The 21,167-nt window shown below is 30.1% G+C and carries 23 protein-coding genes; all 23 read left to right on the forward strand.

All coding sequences use genetic code 11. The features are described 5' to 3' along the window. Positions 1–2 precede the first annotated feature (2 nt). The 23 genes from spoIIIAE (at position 3) to RYO54_RS00935 (ending at position 21,138) form a co-directional block, all read left to right on the forward strand. Positions 3–1,166 (forward strand): stage III sporulation protein AE, encoded by a 1,164-nt coding sequence (spoIIIAE, locus tag RYO54_RS00825; protein WP_315114598.1) that lies wholly within the window; start codon positions 3–5, stop codon positions 1,164–1,166. Positions 1,167–1,170: 4 nt separating this feature from the next. Then, positions 1,171–1,752 carry a stage III sporulation protein AF gene (spoIIIAF, locus tag RYO54_RS00830; protein WP_315114600.1) on the forward strand — a complete coding sequence of 194 codons (582 nt, stop codon included), beginning with the start codon at positions 1,171–1,173 and terminating at the stop codon, positions 1,750–1,752. A gap of 13 nt (positions 1,753–1,765) precedes the next feature. Next, the gene (gene spoIIIAG / locus RYO54_RS00835; RefSeq protein WP_315114602.1) at positions 1,766–2,389 is read left to right on the forward strand and encodes a stage III sporulation protein AG; all 624 of its coding nucleotides are present in this window, start codon (positions 1,766–1,768) and stop codon (positions 2,387–2,389) included. 59 nt (positions 2,390–2,448) lie between these two features. Next, positions 2,449–2,955, forward strand: coding sequence for a SpoIIIAH-like family protein (locus RYO54_RS00840; protein WP_315114604.1), 507 nt, complete (start codon positions 2,449–2,451; stop codon positions 2,953–2,955). Between the two features lie 90 nt (positions 2,956–3,045). Next, on the forward strand, positions 3,046–3,438 hold the full coding sequence (locus RYO54_RS00845; RefSeq protein WP_315114606.1) for an Asp23/Gls24 family envelope stress response protein: 393 nt from the start codon (positions 3,046–3,048) through the stop codon (positions 3,436–3,438). 129 nt (positions 3,439–3,567) lie between these two features. Beyond that, positions 3,568–4,041: a transcription antitermination factor NusB gene (gene nusB, locus RYO54_RS00850; protein WP_315114608.1), complete on the forward strand. Its 474-nt coding sequence runs from the start codon at positions 3,568–3,570 to the stop codon at positions 4,039–4,041. A gap of 4 nt (positions 4,042–4,045) precedes the next feature. After that, positions 4,046–4,879, forward strand: a complete 834-nt coding sequence (locus tag RYO54_RS00855) for a tetrahydrofolate dehydrogenase/cyclohydrolase catalytic domain-containing protein (protein ID WP_315114610.1) — start codon at positions 4,046–4,048, stop codon at positions 4,877–4,879. Positions 4,880–4,882: 3 nt separating this feature from the next. After that, complete coding sequence (gene xseA / locus RYO54_RS00860) at positions 4,883–6,079, forward strand: exodeoxyribonuclease VII large subunit (RefSeq protein ID WP_315114612.1); 1,197 nt, start codon at positions 4,883–4,885, stop codon at positions 6,077–6,079. Between the two features lie 26 nt (positions 6,080–6,105). Continuing rightward, positions 6,106–6,327, forward strand: coding sequence for an exodeoxyribonuclease VII small subunit (locus RYO54_RS00865; protein ID WP_315114614.1), 222 nt, complete (start codon positions 6,106–6,108; stop codon positions 6,325–6,327). A gap of 1 nt (position 6,328) precedes the next feature. Beyond that, positions 6,329–7,198 (forward strand): farnesyl diphosphate synthase, encoded by an 870-nt coding sequence (locus RYO54_RS00870; RefSeq protein ID WP_315114615.1) that lies wholly within the window; start codon positions 6,329–6,331, stop codon positions 7,196–7,198. 721 nt (positions 7,199–7,919) lie between these two features. Continuing rightward, the gene (locus RYO54_RS00875; RefSeq protein ID WP_399548902.1) at positions 7,920–8,516 is read left to right on the forward strand and encodes a hypothetical protein; all 597 of its coding nucleotides are present in this window, start codon (positions 7,920–7,922) and stop codon (positions 8,514–8,516) included. A 2-nt stretch (positions 8,517–8,518) separates the two neighbouring features. Beyond that, complete coding sequence (gene dxs / locus RYO54_RS00880) at positions 8,519–10,393, forward strand: 1-deoxy-D-xylulose-5-phosphate synthase (RefSeq protein WP_315114619.1); 1,875 nt, start codon at positions 8,519–8,521, stop codon at positions 10,391–10,393. Positions 10,394–10,408: 15 nt separating this feature from the next. Then, positions 10,409–11,221 (forward strand): TlyA family RNA methyltransferase, encoded by an 813-nt coding sequence (locus tag RYO54_RS00885; protein ID WP_315114621.1) that lies wholly within the window; start codon positions 10,409–10,411, stop codon positions 11,219–11,221. 9 nt (positions 11,222–11,230) lie between these two features. Further along, the gene (locus tag RYO54_RS00890) at positions 11,231–12,055 is read left to right on the forward strand and encodes an NAD(+)/NADH kinase (RefSeq protein ID WP_315114622.1); all 825 of its coding nucleotides are present in this window, start codon (positions 11,231–11,233) and stop codon (positions 12,053–12,055) included. Positions 12,056–12,079: 24 nt separating this feature from the next. Continuing rightward, positions 12,080–12,532: an arginine repressor gene (locus RYO54_RS00895; protein ID WP_315114624.1), complete on the forward strand. Its 453-nt coding sequence runs from the start codon at positions 12,080–12,082 to the stop codon at positions 12,530–12,532. Positions 12,533–12,543: 11 nt separating this feature from the next. After that, positions 12,544–14,235 (forward strand): DNA repair protein RecN, encoded by a 1,692-nt coding sequence (recN, locus tag RYO54_RS00900; RefSeq protein ID WP_315114625.1) that lies wholly within the window; start codon positions 12,544–12,546, stop codon positions 14,233–14,235. A gap of 175 nt (positions 14,236–14,410) precedes the next feature. Continuing rightward, the gene (spoIVB, locus tag RYO54_RS00905) at positions 14,411–15,625 is read left to right on the forward strand and encodes a SpoIVB peptidase (RefSeq protein WP_315114626.1); all 1,215 of its coding nucleotides are present in this window, start codon (positions 14,411–14,413) and stop codon (positions 15,623–15,625) included. A 143-nt stretch (positions 15,626–15,768) separates the two neighbouring features. Then, positions 15,769–16,581 carry a sporulation transcription factor Spo0A gene (gene spo0A / locus RYO54_RS00910; RefSeq protein WP_315114627.1) on the forward strand — a complete coding sequence of 271 codons (813 nt, stop codon included), beginning with the start codon at positions 15,769–15,771 and terminating at the stop codon, positions 16,579–16,581. A gap of 144 nt (positions 16,582–16,725) precedes the next feature. Continuing rightward, complete coding sequence (locus RYO54_RS00915; protein WP_315114628.1) at positions 16,726–17,934, forward strand: tyrosine-type recombinase/integrase; 1,209 nt, start codon at positions 16,726–16,728, stop codon at positions 17,932–17,934. A gap of 425 nt (positions 17,935–18,359) precedes the next feature. Next, on the forward strand, positions 18,360–18,554 hold the full coding sequence (locus tag RYO54_RS00920; RefSeq protein ID WP_315114629.1) for a hypothetical protein: 195 nt from the start codon (positions 18,360–18,362) through the stop codon (positions 18,552–18,554). Between the two features lie 224 nt (positions 18,555–18,778). Next, the gene (locus RYO54_RS00925; protein WP_315114630.1) at positions 18,779–19,213 is read left to right on the forward strand and encodes a phage holin family protein; all 435 of its coding nucleotides are present in this window, start codon (positions 18,779–18,781) and stop codon (positions 19,211–19,213) included. Then, entirely contained in the window at positions 19,194–19,976 is a 783-nt protein-coding gene (locus tag RYO54_RS00930; protein WP_315114631.1) for a peptidoglycan recognition family protein, read from the forward strand. Before RYO54_RS00925 ends, RYO54_RS00930 begins: the two co-directional genes overlap by 20 nt. Before the next feature lie 166 nt (positions 19,977–20,142). Next, complete coding sequence (locus RYO54_RS00935) at positions 20,143–21,138, forward strand: M20/M25/M40 family metallo-hydrolase (RefSeq protein ID WP_315114633.1); 996 nt, start codon at positions 20,143–20,145, stop codon at positions 21,136–21,138. Positions 21,139–21,167: the final 29 nt, after the last annotated feature.

The following is a 21,167-nucleotide window of genomic DNA, read 5'->3' on the forward strand; positions in this document are numbered from 1 at the left end:
ATATGGAAAAATATTTTAAAAGATACTTGATTATGATAATAGTGTTTTTAAGCATTTTTTCTTTAAAAGGCTATGTTGTACAAGCATCTCCAGTAGAAAATACTAAAAATAGTGAGGTTGAACAATTATATGACTACATAACAAACATGAAAAATGAACATGAACTTTTAAAAGATATGGATGCTAAATCCTTTGTTAGTAACTATATGAAGAAGGGAGAGGGAGGATTTTCCGTTGATAAATTTATTAAGGCAATAACTACATACATATTAAGGGAAATGATAGTATCTTTAAAGCTAATGTCTACTTTAATAGTAATTTCAATTGTTTGTGCATTGATAACGAATTTAGAGAAGGCTTTTAGTAATGAACGGTTGTCAAATATAGCTTATTTTGCTTGCTATGCATTATTAATTGTTATTATGGCTAGAAGTTTTTATGTAGGTGTTCAATTGGCAAGAGAAACAATAACGAGAATGTCGAATTTTATGCTAGCTTTAGTTCCTGTGTTAATAATGCTTCTAATGGGGATAGGCGGAATAGCTGAAGCAACAGTTATGGATCCAGTGGTAATAGGAGCGGTGAATATAAGTGCAAGAGTATTTTCAAATATATTAATACCTTTAATTTCAGCTACTTTTGTACTTCAGTTTGTAAATAATATAACAGAAGAATTTAAAATTGAAAAGTTAACAAAATTATTAAATCAAGTTGCCTTATGGGGTCAAGGAATATTGATGACCATATTTATTGGAATTATGAGTGTAAGAGGTATATCATCAAAAACCTTAGACCAAGTAGTGGCTAAAACAGCAAAATATGCAGTAGATAATTTTGTGCCAATAGTAGGGAAATGTTTGTCTGATGCTGTATCCACCGTTGCAGGTTATTCGTTACTTTTAAAGAATGCTTTGAGCAGTGTTGGGCTAATAATATTAATACTTATAGTTATTTTACCTGTAATAAAAATAGCATTGACAGCTCTACTTTATAAAATTACTGCAGCCTTAATTGAACCTATTGCTGAAAAAAGATTGGTTAATAGTATAACTTCTGCAGGGGATTCACTTATATTAATTACTTCTTGTCTTATTTGTGTATCGGTAATGTTCTTTATAATGATCTCTATAATTGCTACAGCGGGTAAGATGGCCATGGGAGGGTAGGCAAATGATAGATATTTTAAGAGAGTGGATTATAAACATAGCATCTTTAATACTACTTATAACAGCTGTAGAAATGATTTTGCCAGATAATAGTTTGAAAAAATATTCTAAATTTGTACTAGGATTAATATTAATGACAGTGTTAATAAATCCAATAATTAAAATGTTTAATAGAAATTTTGATATAAGCGTATATAGCCAAAATATATCTAGAGTAATATATGATGAGGAAAAAGTTAATTCAATTCAAGAATATAAAGAAGAAAGTTTAAAAAATACAATATCAAACTTTGAAGTGAATGTAGAGCAAATTATTGGAGACAAATTAAAAGATGAGTTCAAGCTTTCAAATATTAAAACAGAGGTTCAGGTAGAGTATATTGATGAGGATAATAGTTTTAATATAAAAGATATAAAAGTTGGTGTTAAGGATGGAAAGGTTCAAAAAGTGCAAAAGGTAGAGGTAAATGTAGGTGAGAAAAAACCAGAGGAGAAAGAAAAAAACAAGCTTTATGATGACATTAAAACTTATTTATCTAAAGAATTAAAAGTGGAGGAAAATATAATTACTGTTTATAAGTTATAAAGGGAGGTACATTATGAATTTAAAAAAAATCTTGGAAAAGATAAAAAATATGGAAAATAAACCTTTAGTAAACAAAAATGTTATGAACTTAATAATAGTATTTCTTATGGGGGTGCTTATATTACTCACTGCTAATTTATTCAAGACAACAGCTACCTCTATGAAGGGAAATTTAATTCAAAATGATAAAAATAAGGAGGAAGTGAGTACTGATGGAATGATAGAAGAACCAACTGGAGAGCAAGCAGAATCAGAACTTAAATTTGAGCTGAAAAACATACTTCAACAGACAGAAGGAGTAGGAAGAGTAGAGGTAATGATATATTTTTCTAGTGGGGAAGAATATGTGCCAGCAATTAATATGAACGACTCAACTAATACTACTGAAGAAGTAGACAATGAAGGAGGAAGAAGAAATACAACTCAAAAAAACAGCGGCACTACTGTAGTTATGACAACTCAAGGAGACAAAACTGAACCTATGATTGTTAAAAAAAATAAAGCTAAGGTAACAGGGGTGTTAATAGTTGCCGAGGGAGCAGAAGATAAAGTTACAGAATATAGGATAAGAAAAGCGGTTATAAATTTATTTAATATATCTGATAACAAGGTGAATGTTTATCCTATGAAAAAGTAGTATATATTTTAAATTTAAAGCATATAATTTTGTAGAAAGATAGATGGGGGGAATAAATTATGAATAAAAAACAAGCGGCAATAATCGTAACCTTATCAGCACTAATAGTGTGTATGGGATTATTGGCTACGAGACTTAATAATCCATTGTATGTACAAGGAACTGGAGAGAAAAGTGCAATATCGCTAAAAAATAATGAAAAAGATAAGGTAGGAGTAAACTCAAATTACTTTGTAGAAGCAAAGATGGCTAGAGATAATACAAATGCTCAAGCCTTACAAGATTTAAAGATTATAATGGAAGATAAGAACATATCACAAGAGCAAAGAGACAAGACAGCTGAAAAATATACATCACTGTCAATGGCGTCAAGTCACCAAAATAACATAGAACTTAATTTACAGGCAAAAGGATATGAAGATGTGATTTGCTTAGTAAGTGATGACAAAGCTACTGTTATAGTAAAAGCCCAAGAAAAACTTACCGACAAGCAAGCAAAGGAAATACAAAGCGTGGTTATGAGTGAGACGAAAATTAAAGATGTAGAAATTCAAGAAATGCAATAGTAATTGTAAAAGATATATCTATTTGATATAATATACCTTAAGATTAAGCTTTTGCTAAGGTAAAAGAAAAAAAGCTAGGGGGTATAGAGTGTGGAAGAATCAGTAAAAAAAGAAATGGATTTAGGAATAGTTAGAATATCAGATGAAGTAGTTGGAGTTATAGCAGGGTTAGCTACTACAGAAATAGATGGGATTGTAGGTATGAGTGCTGGTGCTGTAGGAGGTATAACTCAAATATTGACAGGAAAAAAGAACCTTTCAAAAGGAGTGAAGGTTACGGTAGGAGAAAATAGTGCTACTATAGATCTTCATGTAGTTGTAGAATATGGAGTGAAAATTCCAGATACAGCCCTAAAGGTTCAAGGAAATGTTAAAAAAGCAGTAGAGACAATGACTGGTTTAACAGTTTCAGCGGTGAACATACATGTTCAAAATGTTATTATTCCCAAAAATGAAGAACCAGATGCATTGGAAAATGCATAAGAATCGCCCTCTGATATCAGAGGGTGTTTCCATATTGATAATAAGTTAGTATAATTATGAATTGTTTGATAATAATTAATTATAAGCATTAACTAAGGATTAACTAAGCATTAACTAGGAGGATAAAGGATGAATAGAAAAAAAACAAGAGAATTAGCAATGAAATTATTATTTGAAATGATAATTAAAAAAGAAACATATTTAGAAGTAATTCAAGATTTAAAGGATGCTAACCAAAAGGAAGAAAGGGATATAGATCTTTTTGGAGAAAAAGAAGAGGTTGATCCAGAAGATTGGGATTTAGAAGATATAGACATTAAGTATCTAACTAAAGTATTAAAGGGAATAGAAGAAAATAAAGAGGAGCTAGATAAGAAAATAGAAGCCAATTTGAAGAATTGGAAAATAAGTAGATTAGCCAAGGTGGATTTAGCAATACTTAGATTATCTACTTATGAAATTTTATTTGAAGAGGACATTCCTATTAAAGTTTCAATAAATGAAGGAGTGGAATTGGCTAAAAAATATGGTGAAGACAAATCATCTGCATTTATAAATGCTGTTTTAGATAATATAGCTAAAGAAAACAATAAGGAGTGTTAAATAAATGGGAGTGCCAATAGATGGGAAAAGAATTGCAGCAGAATACAAAGAAAGATTAGGATTATTAGTGAAGGAAAGGGCAAAAAAAGAATTGAGACCACTATGTATTGCCAGTATATTGATTGGCGATGATAAAGGATCAATTTTTTATATGAATAATCAAAATAAAGTTTGTACAGAAATTGGAGTTGAATATAGAAAAATAATTATAGATAAAAGCACTCCACAAGATGAAATATTAGAAACTATCCATAGACTAAATGAGGATAAAAATATTAATGGTATAATAATTCAACTTCCTCTACCAGCTAATTTAGACGAGGAGATTATTGTTAATAAAATTAATCATTTAAAAGACGTAGATGGACTTACAGATATCAATGCAGGTAGATTTTATAAGGGAGAAAAATGCTTTGTACCTTGCACATCTCAAGGAATAATGGAACTTATTAAAAGTACGGGAATAGATATAAGTGGAAAACGAGCTGTGGTTTTAGGTAGAAGTATTATAGTTGGAAAATCTATCGCGCAATTATTGGTAAATGAAGATGCTACAGTTACTATATGCCATTCAAAAACAGTAAATGTTAAAGACATATGTAGAGAAGCAGATATACTAATATCTGCCATAGGAAGACCTAAATTTGTAAAAGAGGATTTTATAAAAGAGGGAGCAGTAGTTATAGATGTAGGCTTTAACGTGGTTAATGGGAAAATGGTGGGAGATGTTGATTATGAAAATGCAATTAATAGAGCAAGCCATATAACACCTGTACCAGGGGGTGTAGGCTCTATGACTCCTATAATGCTTATTAAAAATACATGTGTGAGGGATTAGAAAATGAATATTAAAACCCTGTCTGTTTCTGATGTAAACAATTATATTAAAAGGGTAATAGATAATGATTTTATTTTAAATAATACTTCAGTAAAAGGTGAAATTTCAAATTTTAAACTACATTCTTCAGGTCATGCATACTTTTCTTTAAAAGATTCGGGAAGTAAGATTAATTGCGTAATGTTTAGAAGCTATGCTCAAAATTTAAAATTTAAACCTGAAGATGGAATGCAAGTTGTGGTAAAAGGAAGAGTATCTCTTTATACGAAAGAAGGTACTTATCAACTTTATTGTGAAGATATGCAAAGCGAAGGACTTGGAGAACTATACATTGCATTTGAGAAGTTGAAAAGCAAGTTAGAAAAAGAGGGGTTATTTGATACAAAATATAAAAAACCAGTTCCTAAATACGCTAAAAAAATTGGAGTAGTAACCTCTCCTACAGGAGCGGCAATTAGGGATATTATTAATGTCACTAAAAGAAGAAATGATAAAATTGAGTTAATTATATATCCATCTGCAGTTCAAGGCATAGGCGCAAGTAAAGAGATAATAAGAGGCATTGACAAATTTAATAGTATGGAAGATATTGATGTAATTATACTTGCTAGAGGGGGAGGTTCCATAGAAGAATTATGGGCTTTTAATGATGAAGAATTAGGAAGGGCTATTAGTAAATCTAAGGTTCCTATAATAACCGGTGTAGGCCACGAAATAGATTTTACTATAGCTGACTTTGTAAGTGATAAAAGAGCACCAACTCCATCTGCAGCAGCTGAAATAGCTGTATTTAATATTGTAGATTTTAAGAATGCAATAGAATATAATATAAAAGATATTAATACTCATATTATCAATAATATAAAAAATAAGCACAATAAAGTAGAATTACTAAAAAGAACTCTAGAACATAATAGTCCAGAAAAAACTATTGTGAATGAATATAAAAAGATAGAGACATTAATAGAGAGATTAAATTTAAGAGCAACATTAGATTTAGAGAAAAGAAAAGAGACTCTAGGTAAGATGAATGCATTACTAAATGCACATAATCCTCTTAATGTCTTAAATAAAGGTTATGCTATAATTCAAGATGATGAGAATAAGACAATAAGTGATATAAATCTTATTAATGACGATAAGAACATAACAATAGTTATGAAAAATGGAAGGGAAAATTACAGAGTGAAAATAATATAATATAAAAATAAGAAGGATGATGACATATGGCTAAAAAGTTAGAAAGTTATGAAAGCCTATTAGAAAAATTAGAAACAATAGTAGAAATCATGGATAAGGAAGAATTATCATTAGATGAGTCCATGAAAAGGTATGAAGAAGGAATAAATATTTGTAATAAGCTCTATAAAGTTTTAAATGAAGCTGAAGGCAAAATTAAGATATTAACAGAAAATGGGGAAAAGGATTTTCAAACGGAGGATATTTAGTATGAATATTGAAATTATAAAGGAAGATATCGATAAATGGCTATTAGATTATTTTAATGATAAAGGAAAATTTAATAAGACTATTTACGAATCTATGAGATATAGTTTAGAAGTTGGAGGGAAAAGAATAAGACCTATTTTAATGATTCTTACATACTCCCTCTATAAAGATAATTATGAAGAGATACTTCCTTGCGCTTGTGCTTTAGAAATGATACATACCTATTCTTTAATTCACGATGATTTACCTTGTATGGATAATGATTCTTTGAGAAGGGGAAAGCCTACTAACCATATTGTTTTTGGAGAACCTATGGCTCTTTTAGCTGGAGATGGCTTGTTAAACGAGGCATTTAATATAATATTAAATGAAGCTTTAACTAAAGGAGAGGCTTGGCTTAAGGTAGGAAACGTAATAGGAAAATCATCAGGAATAGAAGGAATGATAGGGGGGCAGGTAGTAGATATACTATCTACTAATGAAACTGTAACTGAAGAAGAACTATACTATATGCATAATAAAAAAACAGGAGAGTTAATAAAAGGGGCAATATTATCTGGGGCAGTATTAGGTGAAGCAGAAGAAAGAGAATTAAGCATATTGAAGAAATATGGAGAAAAATTAGGCTTGGCTTTTCAAATTAAAGATGATATTTTAGATATAGTTGGAAATGCAGCTATTTTAGGAAAGAGTGTAAATAAAGATAGCGATCAAAACAAAACAACTTTTGTAAAAATCTATGGACTAGATAAATGTAAAGATATGATGAATAGCTTAACAGAAGAGTGTATAGAGTTGTTGAGTAATATAGACGCAGATACAATTAATTTGAAAAATTTAACTTTATTTTTACTTAAAAGGGATTATTAGAACATTGACTTTAGAAATTTTATAATGTAAAATGTTGAAATATCGACAATTTTTAAATTGATAGTAAGGAAATTAATATAAATAACATTAGAAAATAAGGGAGAATGTGGTGCAGTATTCTAGTCAGGTAAGTATCCTTTGAAGGCGGGGCTAAAAATCCGTCAAAGGGCATATCGATGAAGTTCCTTGTGCTGGCTTATGACGCCCAGTTATGGGCTGGTGCTGGGAGTAAGGAAGATGGGGCGGCCGCAATGGCATGCGACAACTGACCCTACTTTCGTGGAGACCATTATTTGTGTTTTAGGTTAGTCGCCTATTATACGGTAATGGATTAAACCTGCATTGTGGTGTAAAAGCTATGTGCAGTGTAGCCTGCCTTGAGTAGTGTGGGGAGAGGTAAAATCACCTTTAAACTTTGGCCGAAGTTTTTTAAGGCTTTGCTTGCTGAAACCTACGTTGCAAAAGAGGCTAGGGGGACGCCTAACTGTTGAGGAAATCTCCTAGACTGTTCCGTGGTGAAGTATCTTGAGGATTGCAGTGCGGACTAAGTGGCAATCCAGTCCTACTTTTGGTAACAAAGTAGACAGAATATTAAAGGGAAACCGTCAAAATGGCGACGTTTTGGTTATTCTGTGGGAAATCCTACTGGACCTAAGCCGCAAGTTTTACTCGATATACTACCACTTTTTCCCTAAATTATTTAGGGGGAAGGATTTTGGATATTTATCCGAAAAAAGAAAACAATAAAGAAAGTAATAAAGAAAAAAAGAAAGATGAAAAATCCTCTATTGCTAATAAAAACAATAGGTGGGTTTTGAATATTATTTTTTGGACAATATTAATATCAGGAAGTGCGAATCTTCTTTCCGATGTGCTACTAAGAAATGTTAACATATTAGTAGCTTTTATTATATTAATTATTATTATATTTATTGGTATAATATTTGATATAATAGGAGTAGCTGTAACGGCAGCTGAAGAAAAGCCTTTTCATGCAAAAGCTGCAAAAAAAATTCCAGGGGCTAAGATAGCTGTAAAGCTTATTAGAAATGCGGATAAGGTTTCTAATTTTTGTAACGATGTTGTGGGGGACGTATGTGGTATTGTCAGCGGATCTGTTGGCGTATTAATTCTAGGTAAGGTAACCGAAAGTTTTTCAAACCTTAATGTGACCATTACCTCTGCATTGATTGGTGCATTGATAGCAGCTGCTACTATTGGTGGCAAAGCATTAGGAAAAAGTTTTGCTATGAACGAATGTGAAGCTATTGTAGATAAGGTTTCAAAAATAGTTGATATAATTAAGAAGGATAGATAAACATGAGAAAAATATTAGATGATTTTAATGATATAAATAAAATTGATATAAATAAAATTAAAGAAATGTCCCTCGAGGAATTAGAACAATTTTCAAAGGAAATTAGAACTTTTCTAATACAGAATGTTTCAAAAACAGGTGGACATTTAGCTTCAAACTTAGGAGTTGTAGAATTAACCCTAAGTTTATACAATGTTTTTGATTTTAATAAAGATAAGTTAATATGGGATGTGGGACATCAAAGTTATGTACACAAAATATTAACTGGAAGAAAAAATCAATTTGAAACTTTAAAACAATATGGTGGATTAAGTGGTTTTCCTAAGAGAAGTGAGAGTCCTTATGACCACTTTGAAACTGGCCATAGCAGTACTTCAATTTCAGCAGCTCTCGGAATGGCTAGAGCTAGAGATTTAAAAAAAGAAAATTTTGAAGTGGTTGCCGTTATTGGTGATGGAGCTCTTACTGGGGGAATGGCCCTTGAAGCCTTAAATGATGCTGGAGATAGAAAAAGTAAAATGATTATAATATTGAACGATAATCAGATGTCTATAGACCCGAATGTAGGAGGATTATCTGAATATTTAGGGAGATTAAGGGTAGAACCAAGTTATAATAGACTAAAGCAAGATGTGGAAAGTGTATTAAATAAAATACCTAATGTTGGAAAAGGTATGGCCAAAACTTTGGAAAGAGTTAAAAATGGTATTAAACAAATGGTAGTGCCAGGAATGCTCTTTGAGAATATGGGAATAAAATATTTTGGGCCTATAGATGGGCATGATATAAAAGAATTAAGCAGAACACTGAAAAAAGCTAGAGAAATTAATGAACCAGTATTAATTCATGTAATCACTAAAAAAGGCAAGGGATATAGTTTTGCAGAATGCAATCCAGGAAAATTTCACGGAGTTGGTCCCTTTGATTGTAAAAACGGAGAGACAAATGGTGGTAAATCTTTAAGTTATTCAAAGGCTTTTGGTGACGCTATGGTTAAAATTGCAAAAGAAGATGAGACAGTCGTGGCTATAACCGCTGCAATGAAGGATAGTACTGGTTTACAGGAATTTGGAGATAAATTTAAAGAAAGACTATTTGATGTGGGAATAGCAGAACAGCATGCTGTAACTTTAGCTGCGGGAATGGCATCACAGGGTTTGAAACCTGTTTTTGCTGTATATTCAACTTTTTTGCAAAGAGCATATGATCAAATTCTTCACGATGTTTGTATTCAAGATTTACCCGTGATATTTGCTATAGATAGAGCAGGATTGGTAGGAGCGGATGGGGAAACTCATCAAGGTGTATTTGATTTATCTTATTTGTGTCAAATGCCTAATATGACTATTATGGCTCCTAAAAAAGTCAGTGAGATTGAATACATGCTAAGATGGGCACTAAAAGAAAAATCTCCAGTTGCTATAAGATATCCAAGAGGTGGAGATAATAATATAAACTTACCTCATTTAAAAAATTTTAAAAAAGGTAAGTGGGAAGTATTAGAAGATGATGGAGATATAGTAATAATTGCGGTAGGAAGAATGATAAATCAAGCTTTGTTAGTTAGAGAAAGATTGTTGAATTCAGGAATAAAGGTAGGGGTAATTAATGCTACCTTTGTGAAACCATTAGATGAAGAACTGTTAAGAGATTTATGCTACAAAGATAAAAAAATAATTACCTTAGAGGATAATATTTTAAATGGTGGGTTTGGTTCCACCGTATTAAGTTTTGTAAATAAATTAAATAAAAATAATAAGATTATAAATTTAGGTTTTAAGGATGTATTTGTTCCTCATGGTTCTGTAGATTTATTATTCAAAATTCATGGCCTGGATGTAGATGGTATTGTAGAAAGTGTATTGAAAATTTTATAAGAAAAGGAGCAAAACATGGCTGATAAAAAAAATAGGCTAGACGTTATACTAGTGGAAAGAGGCTTATTTTCTTCAAGGGAAAGGGCGAAGGCTAGTATTATGGCAGGAGAAATATTTGTAGACGGGATTAGAGTTGATAAATGTGGGGAAAATATAAAAGAAGATGCGAAAATCGAATTTAAAGGGGAAAAAATGCCTTATGTAAGTCGAGGAGGGTATAAACTCGAAAAGGCTATAAATTCTTTTGATATAGATTTGGGAAATAAAGTATGTATGGATATAGGTGCTTCTACTGGAGGATTTACTGACTGTATGCTGCAAAATGGAGCTAAAAAGGTGTTCTCTATAGATGTAGGATACGGTCAACTGGCTTGGAAATTAAGGGTAGATGACAGAGTTGTTTGTATGGAAAGAACAAATTTTAGGTATATGACTCCAGAAAATATAGGAGAACAAGTAGACTTTGGTAGTATAGATGTTTCTTTCATATCTTTAGAAAAAATAATTCCCCCAGCTATAAATATTTTAGGAGATAAGGGAGAAATGGTAGCCTTAATAAAGCCGCAGTTTGAAGCAGGTAAGGATAAGGTTGGGAAAAAAGGTGTGGTAAAAGAAAAAGATACTCATAAGGAGGTAATACTGAAGATAGTTAACTTTGTAAAGAGTTTAAATTTAAAAATAAAAGGCCTTCAGTATTCACCTATAAAAGGACCAGAGGGAAATATAGAGTATTTAATTTATTTTACTAAGGATAAGGATTGCATGGATAATTTTTCTTTAGAGTTTATTGATGAAGTTGTAAAAATGTCTCACAGTAATTTAGATTAGAGGTAAATTATGAGAAACATAGGTATTAACGTAAATACAAATAAAGATATTGAAGGTAATATACTAAATAAATTAATAAAAATATTAAAGGATAACTCTGAAAACTTAAATATAAAAATATTTAAAGACTCTATAGGATTAGAAGAGAAAAGTACTTCAGAATTAGACGTAGTTATAGTATTAGGTGGAGATGGGACGATTCTCAAAGCTTCTAAACATTTAGGTAAGTATGATGTACCAGTTCTGGGCATTAACATTGGACATTTAGGTTTTTTAGCAGAGGTTGAAAGTTCCTTTTTAAACTTAGCAATAGAAACCCTTTTAAAAGGGGAATATGAAATTGAAGAAAGAAAAATGATTCAATGTAGAATACCTAATAATGAAAATACTTTTATTGCATTAAATGATATCGTTATAACCAAAGATGTAACAGGTAGAATAGTGAAATATAAAATAGATATAAATGATAACTACTATACTACATTTGTTTCAGATGGAGTTATTGTATCTACTCCAACAGGTTCCACAGCATACTCTTTATCCGCAGGAGGACCTATAATATACCCTACAATGGATGTTATATGTGTAACTCCAATATGTAGCCATTCCCTAGGAATTAGAAGTATAGTATTGGAAGGAAATAGTATTATAAATATAAAAATGGATAAAAAACTTGATAGTGTTTATCTAGCTATAGATGGTCAAGAGATTATTGATTTAAAAACTATTGATAATGTTGTCATTGAACCATCACCCTATAAGTGTAAGATTATTAAATTAAACTGTTTTCAAAACGATTATTTTACCTTGTTAAGAAAAAAACTACATTTATAATTTGAAATAAGTAGGTGATATATTTTGAAAGTAACTCGTCATGCTAAAATACTGGAGTTAATAGCTACTAAGGATATTGAAACACAAGAAGAATTGGCAGATGAATTAAGAAAATCTGGAATGAATGTTACTCAAGCTACTGTATCTAGAGATATAAAAGAATTAAAGTTAATAAAAGTATTATCCTCTAATGGAAATTATAAATATGCTACAATTAGTCATACAGAAAACTATTTATCGGATAAATTAGTTAGTATATTTACTCATTCTGTAGTTAGCGTAGAGAATGTATCAAATTTTGTAGTTATAAAAACATTATCAGGATCTGCTTCAGCAGCGGCAGAAGCTATAGATTCTTTAAGATTCGAAGGAATTGCGGGCACAATAGCAGGGGATAATAATATATTTGTTATGGCTAGGACTCCAGAGCAGGCCATAACAATAACTCAAAGGATGAAAAAAATGATTAAAGAATAGGAGGTAAAAATGTGCTTCTTCAGTTAAATATTAAGAACTTTGCCTTAATTGAAGATTTAAGTATTTCTTTTGATAAGGGATTTAATGTATTAACGGGTGAAACTGGGGCAGGTAAATCTATTTTAATTGATGCTATAAATTATGTATTAGGGGGAAAGTTTAATAAGGATTTAATAAGAACTGGAAAAGATAAAACTTTCGTTGAAGCTATATTTACTTTAAGCAATGAAAAGACTAAAAGTGAGCTTGTAAAGCAAGGTATCGATTATGAAGATTGGATAATCATAAGTAGAGAAACATTTCAAACAGGTAAAAGTATTACAAAAGTAAATGGAAGATCCATATTGCTTACTAATGTAAAGCTTATAACTCAAACTCTATTAGATATTCATGGCCAACATGAAAATCAAAATTTATTAGATTCTATAAATCATATTAATTATTTAGATGCTTTTGCAGGAGAAGATTTAAATAATTCAATGTATAAATATAGAAGTATTTATGATGAATTGAAAGTAATAGAAGATAAAATAAAAGAGCTTTCAGGAAAAGACGGAGACAGAGAGAAGTTAATAGATTTTTTAAAATACCAAATAGAAGAAATAGAGAATGCTAAATTAAAAGTTGATGAAGAGAGAGAGTTAGAAGAAAGATTTAAAATTCTTTCAAATGCTGAAAAAATAAATAAAATATTAAATTATACATATGAAATTTTATACAATGGAATGGGAGAAAATAGTTCTATTTTAGATACTATTAACTATATAACAAGAGATTTAAAAAGTGTAGAAATGCACATGGAAAAAATAAAAGAAATATCTCAAGGACTGGAAGAAGTTTATTATAATATTGAAGAAAAAGTACATAATATAAGAGACATTAAAGATTCAATTTATTATGATGAGGAAGAACTCAATAATATAAATAGCAGATTATATCAAATTGGAATATTGAAGAAGAAATATGGAAATGATATTAAAGAGATATTAAGCTATAAAGATAAGATAAAATTAGAATATGATGAGCTAGTAAATAGTGGACAAATAATAGAAGAATTAAATGAAAAAAAAGAAAAAATTATTGAAAAACTAAAAATATATGGTAATGAAATCCACAATATAAGGAAAGAAAAGGCTAGATTGCTAGAAAAGGATGTAAAAAATCAGTTAATTTATATAGGTCTTGAAAAAAGTAATTTTAAAGTAGGGATAGAATTAAGGGATTATTTTAGCGAAAATGGAATGGACAAAGTTCAATTTTTAATTTCCACGAATCCTGGAGAACCGGAAAAACCTTTGGAAAAGATTGTTTCAGGAGGAGAATTAGCTAGAATTATGTTAGCCTTAAAAAGTATATTTGTGGGAAAAGATGAAATTCCATCAGTAATTTTTGATGAAATAGATACGGGAATAAGTGGAAGAGTTGCTCAAAGTGTTGGAGAAAAAATGTACTCAATCTCAACAAAGCATCAAGTGTTTTGTGTGACGCATTTACCTCAAATTGCTTGTATATCAGATCATCATTATTTGGTTAGTAAAAAAATTATAGAAAATAAAACATATACTCTAATCGAAAAATTATCTATAGAAGAAAAAAGAGAAGAGATAGCTAGAATGATTGGAGGTAGCCAAGTAACTGAACTGACATTGAAGAATGCAGAAGAAATGGTGAAATTAGCGGACAGTAAAAAAAATCAGATATAATTTAAAATAAAAAGGTTACAATACTAAATGTTATTGTAATCTTTTTTATTTTTTGATTTATAAAATGAGAGTATTAAGGTAACTAATGCCATTTATGCATTGAAATTATAGCATAATAAGAACTCTAAAAGGGCAACTTAATTATGAACATTTAATAGAAACAGGAGGTGCAATAATGAAAAAAAAGGTAAAATATAAATTTATTAATAGTTTAATAATATCCGTCCTGTTAATATCTTTATGTGCTTATTATAAAGCTTTTAGAATACCAACTACTATGTTTATTAGAGAGGGTGAAATGCTAAAATCTAATAATATAATAAGACTAGTAGAAGATAAAAGCATAAAAGCCTCGCAAGGATTTGAAACAAAGGATAGAAATATAGATGTAAGTATTTTAGGATTACTAAAGATTAAATCAGTTTCATTAAAATCTGTACCTAAAGAATTATCTGTATATCCTGGAGGGCAGCCAGTAGGAGTTAAACTAAATACAAAGGGAGTTTTAGTTGTGGCATTATCCGATTTGGAAACATCTACTGGCAAGGTAAATAGCCCTGCAGCTGTGGGTGGTATTGAAATTGGAGATAGTATAATTAAAATTAATAATGAGGAAATAACAAACTCTGAAAAAGCAAGTTCATTAATCAATGGTTGTGAAGGAAAAACTATGGTAGTTACATTGGAGAGAAGAGGAAATACTTTAACTAAAAATATTGCTCCTGTAAAAACAAAAGATGGAAATTATAAAATAGGTTTATGGATAAGAGATTCTACAGCGGGAGTAGGAACTTTAACTTTCTATGATGATAAGACAGATATATTTGCAGCCTTAGGACACCCAATAACGGATGCGGATACAGGAACTATGTTAAATATAAATTCAGGAGAAATAGTTAATTCTTCAATAATTTCTGTAAGAAAAGGAGTAAAAGGTACTCCTGGTGAATTAAAAGGTATATTTATTGATGAAGATGTAGTTTTAGGTGAAATAAAAAAGAACACAGAATGTGGTATATTCGGAGTTAGCAATATGTCTTTAAAAAATAAATATAGTAAAAAGATGAAGATTGCTCTAAGAGATGAAATCAAAGAAGGGCCAGCCCAAATATTAACAACGATTGACGGTAAGCAACCTAAATTGTATAATATAGTCATAGAAAAACTATTACCTCAAAGTACTATGGGGCCCAAAAGCATGATAATTAAAGTAACTGATAAGGAATTGTTAGAAAAAACAGGTGGCATAGTTCAAGGTATGAGCGGAAGTCCTATAATACAAAATGATAAACTAGTAGGCGCTGTAACGCATGTATTGATAAATAAACCAGATACAGGATATGGAATATATATAGAGTGGATGATAAAGGATTCTGATATATTGAAATAAAAATAAATAGATAGCCATAATGCTATCTATTATTTTTTATTTTTATAAATTTTTTCCATGTTTTAGAAGGATTTTCTATAATCTTTGTCGAACTCTATAATTGCTAAGATATGGGAATTTATTTAGAAAAGGGGAGTATAATTATGGAACATTCAAAGATTACTGTAGTAATAGCTGATGATAACAAAGAGTTTTGTAATATTTTAAATGATTACTTACTCAATCAAAGAGATATAATTGTTGTAGGAGTCGCAAAAGACGGAATAGAAGCTTTAAAACTAATAGAGGAGAAAAAACCAGATTTAGTAGTATTAGATATAATCATGCCACATTTAGATGGTTTGGGCGTTTTAGAAAGACTAAATGGTATGAATATAAATCCAATGCCTAGGATAATAGTTTTATCTGCTGTTGGTCAAGACAAAATAACTCAAAGAGCAATAACATTAGGCGCAGATTATTATGTAGTGAAACCTTTTGATATGGATGTATTTACAAAAAGAATAAGACAGATGTTTAACAATACCATATCTAGTGATGAAATAAAGAGAACTGTTCCTGTTTCTGAACCAGCTAATATAAGAGTAAATAGAAATGAACCAATAGACTTAGAAGCGGAAATAACTAATATAATACATGAAATAGGGGTTCCAGCACATATTAAAGGGTACATGTATCTTAGAGAAGCTATAACTATGGTTGTAAATGATATGGAACTATTATCAGCAGTTACTAAAGAACTGTATCCATCCATTGCTAAAAAGTATAACACTACAGCAAGCCGTGTAGAAAGAGCCATTAGACATGCTATAGAAGTAGCTTGGTCAAGAGGTCAATTGGATACTATAAATAGAATTTTTGGTTACACCATACATAATGGAAAAGGAAAACCAACTAATTCTGAATTTATAGCAATGGTTGCTGATAAATTAAGATTAAAAAATAGAGTTGTATAAGCGAGGGATATCAAGGGTTTAGGTTGTGTATACAGTATACGAGTAAACCAACTAACAACTTTTTAGAGCAACTTATATATTAAATTTAAAAAGGACACTTTTGTATCAGAAATAACTAATTTTGATATGGAGGTGTCTTTTGTTTTGCCTAGAATTAAAAAAAATTTAATGACTTTAGATGATGCTTTAGAAGAATTTATGATTAATTGCACAAATAAAGATCTAACTAAAAAAACCTTAATGAGTTATGAAAGCACATTAAAATTATTCTTTAAGTACCTAGAAGAAGAATTTAACATTAGTGAGGTAGAAAAAGTAGAAGAAAAACATATAAAGGAGTATTTAGATTTTACTAAAGAAAGAGGTAAATATTCTTTTGTTACAGATGTAAAAACAACTGATATTAATAGACCTCATAACCGTACGGATTTTGGAAAAGAAGTAAGTATTGGGACAATAAACAACTATCTTAGAAACATAAAAGTATTTTTTAACTTCTGCTTGGAGAGTAAGTACATTAAAATAAGCCCTACAGCAAGAATAAGGCAGTTTAAAGCTACTAGAAGACCAAAGGAAGATATTACAGATGAAGACTTTAGAAAGCTTATTAAAGCTATAGATACAACGACGTTTCATGGACATAGAGATTATTGTATCTTTCATCTATTAATGGATACCGGAATGAGAATAGGAGAAACATTATTTCTTAATGAAGAAGACGTATTGTTAGATAAAAGAGCAATTTTTATAAGTGCAGATATCGCTAAAGGTAGAAGGGATAGATATGTTTTTTATTCTGTTACTATGCAAAAAATTTTAACAAGATGGATTGATTATAAAGATAGGTATTTAAGCACGAATTTATTATTTCCATCTTCCAGGAATAACAAATTAGAAGTACCTAATATAGATGTTATTGACTATGAGCTTTTAGAGGATGGTGATAGTGTAACTAAAGGTGGACTTGGAAGAGCTATTGTTGGTGGTGCCCTATTAGGCCGAGTTGGAGCTATTGTCGGAGGAACCACAGGCAAGAGAAAAACTAAAACAGTAATTAAGAGTTTAAGAATTAAAGTAACTGTTAATCAAACAAGCAATCCTAGTGTTTATATAAATCTAATAAACACAGAAACTAAATCTAGTTCATTTATATATAAAGCAGCATACACATCAGCTCAAGAGATACTATCAATGTTCTCAGTAGTTACTAATGAAGTAGAAGATCAGCAAGAGAGTAGGACTACTACAGTATCTACAGCAGATGAATTGATTAAATTAAAAGGTTTATTAGATGATGGCATATTAACACAAGAGGAATTTATGGCAGAGAAAAATAAAATATTAAGCAGATAATATAAAATCAGCACTTACTTATGTAGGTGCTTTTATTATGTCTAAAGATGATATAACTAATATTGAATAATACACCAGAGGTATAACATAATCGAGTTAAATTGCGACGCGAAAGTTCATCGTAATGTATGGTGTTTTCAAGTTAAAAAAGTTCAACCAGCTGGTGCATTTTTTATTTTAGATTGACAAATTTTCATATATCGTCTATACTGTAAAAATAATGCAAATATTAATAAAGAAGGGTTTAAGAGGTTAGAACAGATATTAATTTTGAAGAATATGAAAATTTAATTGGAAAACTAAGTAATCTAAAAGTAAGAGAATGGTATATTTACCATGATAAAAACATTGTCAATAAAATAGATAAATCATTAGCAATAAAAGAGCAAGCTATAGAGGCTTATTTATTAAGAAATAAATATAGAATGCAAGCTAGAAAATTAATGAAAGATAGAAAGTTAGCGGCATATTTGGATATTAATAATTCTAATTTACCATTTGAGTATTATGAAAATAAATATTTAAAACAAGGATACACTGGTAATTTACTTTATAGAAAAATATTAGAAGCTTCAAATAGAACAAATAAAGAAGTAAATAAACAATTAGGAATAATATAATAAGAACTAAAAGATATTTAATAAGGTGTCTTTTTTAGTTTGCAATAGTGAGCATTTATAGATATGAGTATTTACAAATGGCTATAAATAAGAGTCTATCAGTATAAATTGATAAAATTGTAAATAAGATAATTTTTACGACATAAAACTAAATAAATATTTTAAAGGCAAGATAATGGACCATATAGGTCTTTTTATTTTGCCTATTTTTAAGGAGGATTGAAATGGATAAGAAAGAAATATTTAATAGTATATTTGTTGGAGCAGGGACATTCTTTACCTATGCGTTTGGGCTTTGGGACACTGTTCTTATAGCTCTTGTATCATTCATGGCAGTGGATTACATAACGGGGACTATAGCAGGTGCTATTAATAAAGAGCTTAATAGTAACAAAGGTTTTAATGGATTGTTAAGGAAGTTTACAATATTACTTGTGATAATACTTGCTGTACTTTTAGATAGATTGTTAAGTAACGGAACATGGGTATTCCGTACCGCGGTAGCTTATTTTTATATAGCAAATGAAGGATTAAGTATTGTTGAAAATGTAGCTAAATGTGGAGTGCCTTTCCCAGAAAAAATATTGAACATCTTAGAACAATTGAAAAATAAAGAGATTAAAAAAGAAGGTGAATCTATTGAAAATAAACGAATCTAATCTAAAATTTAAAAGCTTAACCTATGGAAATAATCCAAAATCAATTGTACTACATCATGCAGAAGCTTCAAAGTGTAGTATAGAAGATATTCATAGGTGGCATTTAAATAATGGATGGAGCGGTTGTGGATATCATTATCTAGTCAGAAAAGATGGAAGCATATGGACAGGCAGACCAGAAACATCAGTCGGTGCTCATGTGGCTGGATTTAATACTAATAGCATAGGAATATGTGCCGAAGGGTCTTACATGACTGAAACCATGCCTATAATGCAAAGAAATTCTGTAATAGATTTATGTAAACATTTATGTAATAAATATGGGATTGATAAAATATATGGTCATAGGGAAGTAGGAGCTTCTAATTGTCCAGGAGCAAATCACCCTCTAGAAGAGATTAAAAAAGCTGTGTTATCTAATAAGGAGATAAAGTCTTATATCAGATTAGATGGCGGGGGATATTCCTCTTATAAGAATGGGGCGCCAGGTATTAATCTTATAATAAGAGATTATTCCCAAGACATTGTAAGAGCATTTGCTTGGGTAGATTCTGACCAAAGAGCTAGTTGGGCCTTTGACATCAAGCCTCCTAATGATAATTATACAAAGTTATTTAAAAATACTAGCAAAGTAGTAACAAAGAGAAATGAAGGATATTCTTTCTCAAAAAATTCCACGTATAAGCTTAAAATTAAAGCATATAATAAATTCGGACAGGTTGTAACGGAAAGTTACATAGTTCTTAAAGTCCCAAAAGCATAAGTAAAAAGAGCCATGGATTAGGTTAATTCCTAGTCCATGGCTTTTTTTATTTTATCAATATTAATATTATTATTTCATATAGCGTTAGCAGCTTAAGAATAATCATACAATATTTGTATATAAGTATAAAGTGTGGAAAGAAATTATAAATATAAAGCTGTAAGGAGTGATTATTATAAAGCGTATAGTAAGATTAGGTACTGTCTTTGCTATAATTGTAACTCTTTCATCTTGTTCGTTTAGCTCAGATAGTAGGGAATCTTCTAAAAATAATAGGCAATCAGTAGAATCAGCACAAATTCAATCTATTGAAATGGTTCCATCGACCAAAGAAATAGTAAATACCTTATGCGCAGATGAATTTCAAGGGAGACTAATTGGTTCAGAAGGAAATGAAAAAGCTGGAGAATATATTGAGAAAATTTTTAAAAATATAGGGCTAGATCCTTATTTTGATGGTAGTTATTATCAAAAATATTATCAGAAAGTTAACAGCACTTATAGAGGGGAACGAAATAATGATAAACTAAAAATGGTTAATAATGTTGTAGGATTTATAAAAGGTAAAGACAGTGGTAGTGCAGTAGTAATATCGGCTCATTTTGATCATATAGGATATGTAGATAGTAACATTATTAGAGGAGCATTAGATAATTCTTCTGGAGTATCGGCCTTGATAAAAATAGCACATGAATTAAAAGAAAAATCTAAGGAAAAACCATTTGATATGGACATAATTTTCTGTGCTTTTAATGGAGAAGAAACTGGACTTAGTGGAAGCAGGGCATTTGTTGATCAAGTTAATAACATGTATTATAGTATGTATAATGTTAATATAGATTCTATAGGTGCAAAAGAGGGAGGTAAACTTGCATTAAAGAATAAAAGCAAAGTGTCTAATAAATTATATGATGCGGTAAAGACTACTTTTAAAAAGAATAACATAATTTTCGCAGATAATGGGGTACTCGGAACAAGTGATCATGCAAGTTTTGAAAATAGAGGAATACCAAATATTTATATAGTACAAGAAAATATAAATGAATTAATTCATAAGCCTACAGATATTCCAGACATTTTAGATTATGAACAAATAGACAAAGTTGCAAATGCTTTATGTGATTTTATAGAAACAAATAATGGAGTAATATTTTTAGATTAGTAATTAATAAGAAAAATAATGAAAGACTT

This window comes from uncultured Clostridium sp., from assembly GCF_963515715.1.
Lineage (GTDB): Bacteria > Bacillota > Clostridia > Clostridiales > Clostridiaceae > Clostridium_AW.

Coding starts and splice junctions, on each gene's coding strand:
- spoIIIAE (WP_315114598.1), top strand. CDS start 3: ATGGAAAAATATTTTAAAAGATACTTGATTATGATAATAGTGTTTTTA.
- spoIIIAF (WP_315114600.1), top strand. CDS start 1,171: ATGATAGATATTTTAAGAGAGTGGATTATAAACATAGCATCTTTAATA.
- spoIIIAG (WP_315114602.1), top strand. CDS start 1,766: ATGAATTTAAAAAAAATCTTGGAAAAGATAAAAAATATGGAAAATAAA.
- RYO54_RS00840 (WP_315114604.1), top strand. CDS start 2,449: ATGAATAAAAAACAAGCGGCAATAATCGTAACCTTATCAGCACTAATA.
- nusB (WP_315114608.1), top strand. CDS start 3,568: ATGAATAGAAAAAAAACAAGAGAATTAGCAATGAAATTATTATTTGAA.
- RYO54_RS00855 (WP_315114610.1), top strand. CDS start 4,046: ATGGGAGTGCCAATAGATGGGAAAAGAATTGCAGCAGAATACAAAGAA.
- xseA (WP_315114612.1), top strand. CDS start 4,883: ATGAATATTAAAACCCTGTCTGTTTCTGATGTAAACAATTATATTAAA.
- RYO54_RS00865 (WP_315114614.1), top strand. CDS start 6,106: ATGGCTAAAAAGTTAGAAAGTTATGAAAGCCTATTAGAAAAATTAGAA.
- RYO54_RS00870 (WP_315114615.1), top strand. CDS start 6,329: ATGAATATTGAAATTATAAAGGAAGATATCGATAAATGGCTATTAGAT.
- dxs (WP_315114619.1), top strand. CDS start 8,519: ATGAGAAAAATATTAGATGATTTTAATGATATAAATAAAATTGATATA.
- RYO54_RS00885 (WP_315114621.1), top strand. CDS start 10,409: ATGGCTGATAAAAAAAATAGGCTAGACGTTATACTAGTGGAAAGAGGC.
- RYO54_RS00890 (WP_315114622.1), top strand. CDS start 11,231: ATGAGAAACATAGGTATTAACGTAAATACAAATAAAGATATTGAAGGT.
- spoIVB (WP_315114626.1), top strand. CDS start 14,411: ATGAAAAAAAAGGTAAAATATAAATTTATTAATAGTTTAATAATATCC.
- spo0A (WP_315114627.1), top strand. CDS start 15,769: ATGGAACATTCAAAGATTACTGTAGTAATAGCTGATGATAACAAAGAG.
- RYO54_RS00920 (WP_315114629.1), top strand. CDS start 18,360: ATGCAAGCTAGAAAATTAATGAAAGATAGAAAGTTAGCGGCATATTTG.
- RYO54_RS00925 (WP_315114630.1), top strand. CDS start 18,779: ATGGATAAGAAAGAAATATTTAATAGTATATTTGTTGGAGCAGGGACA.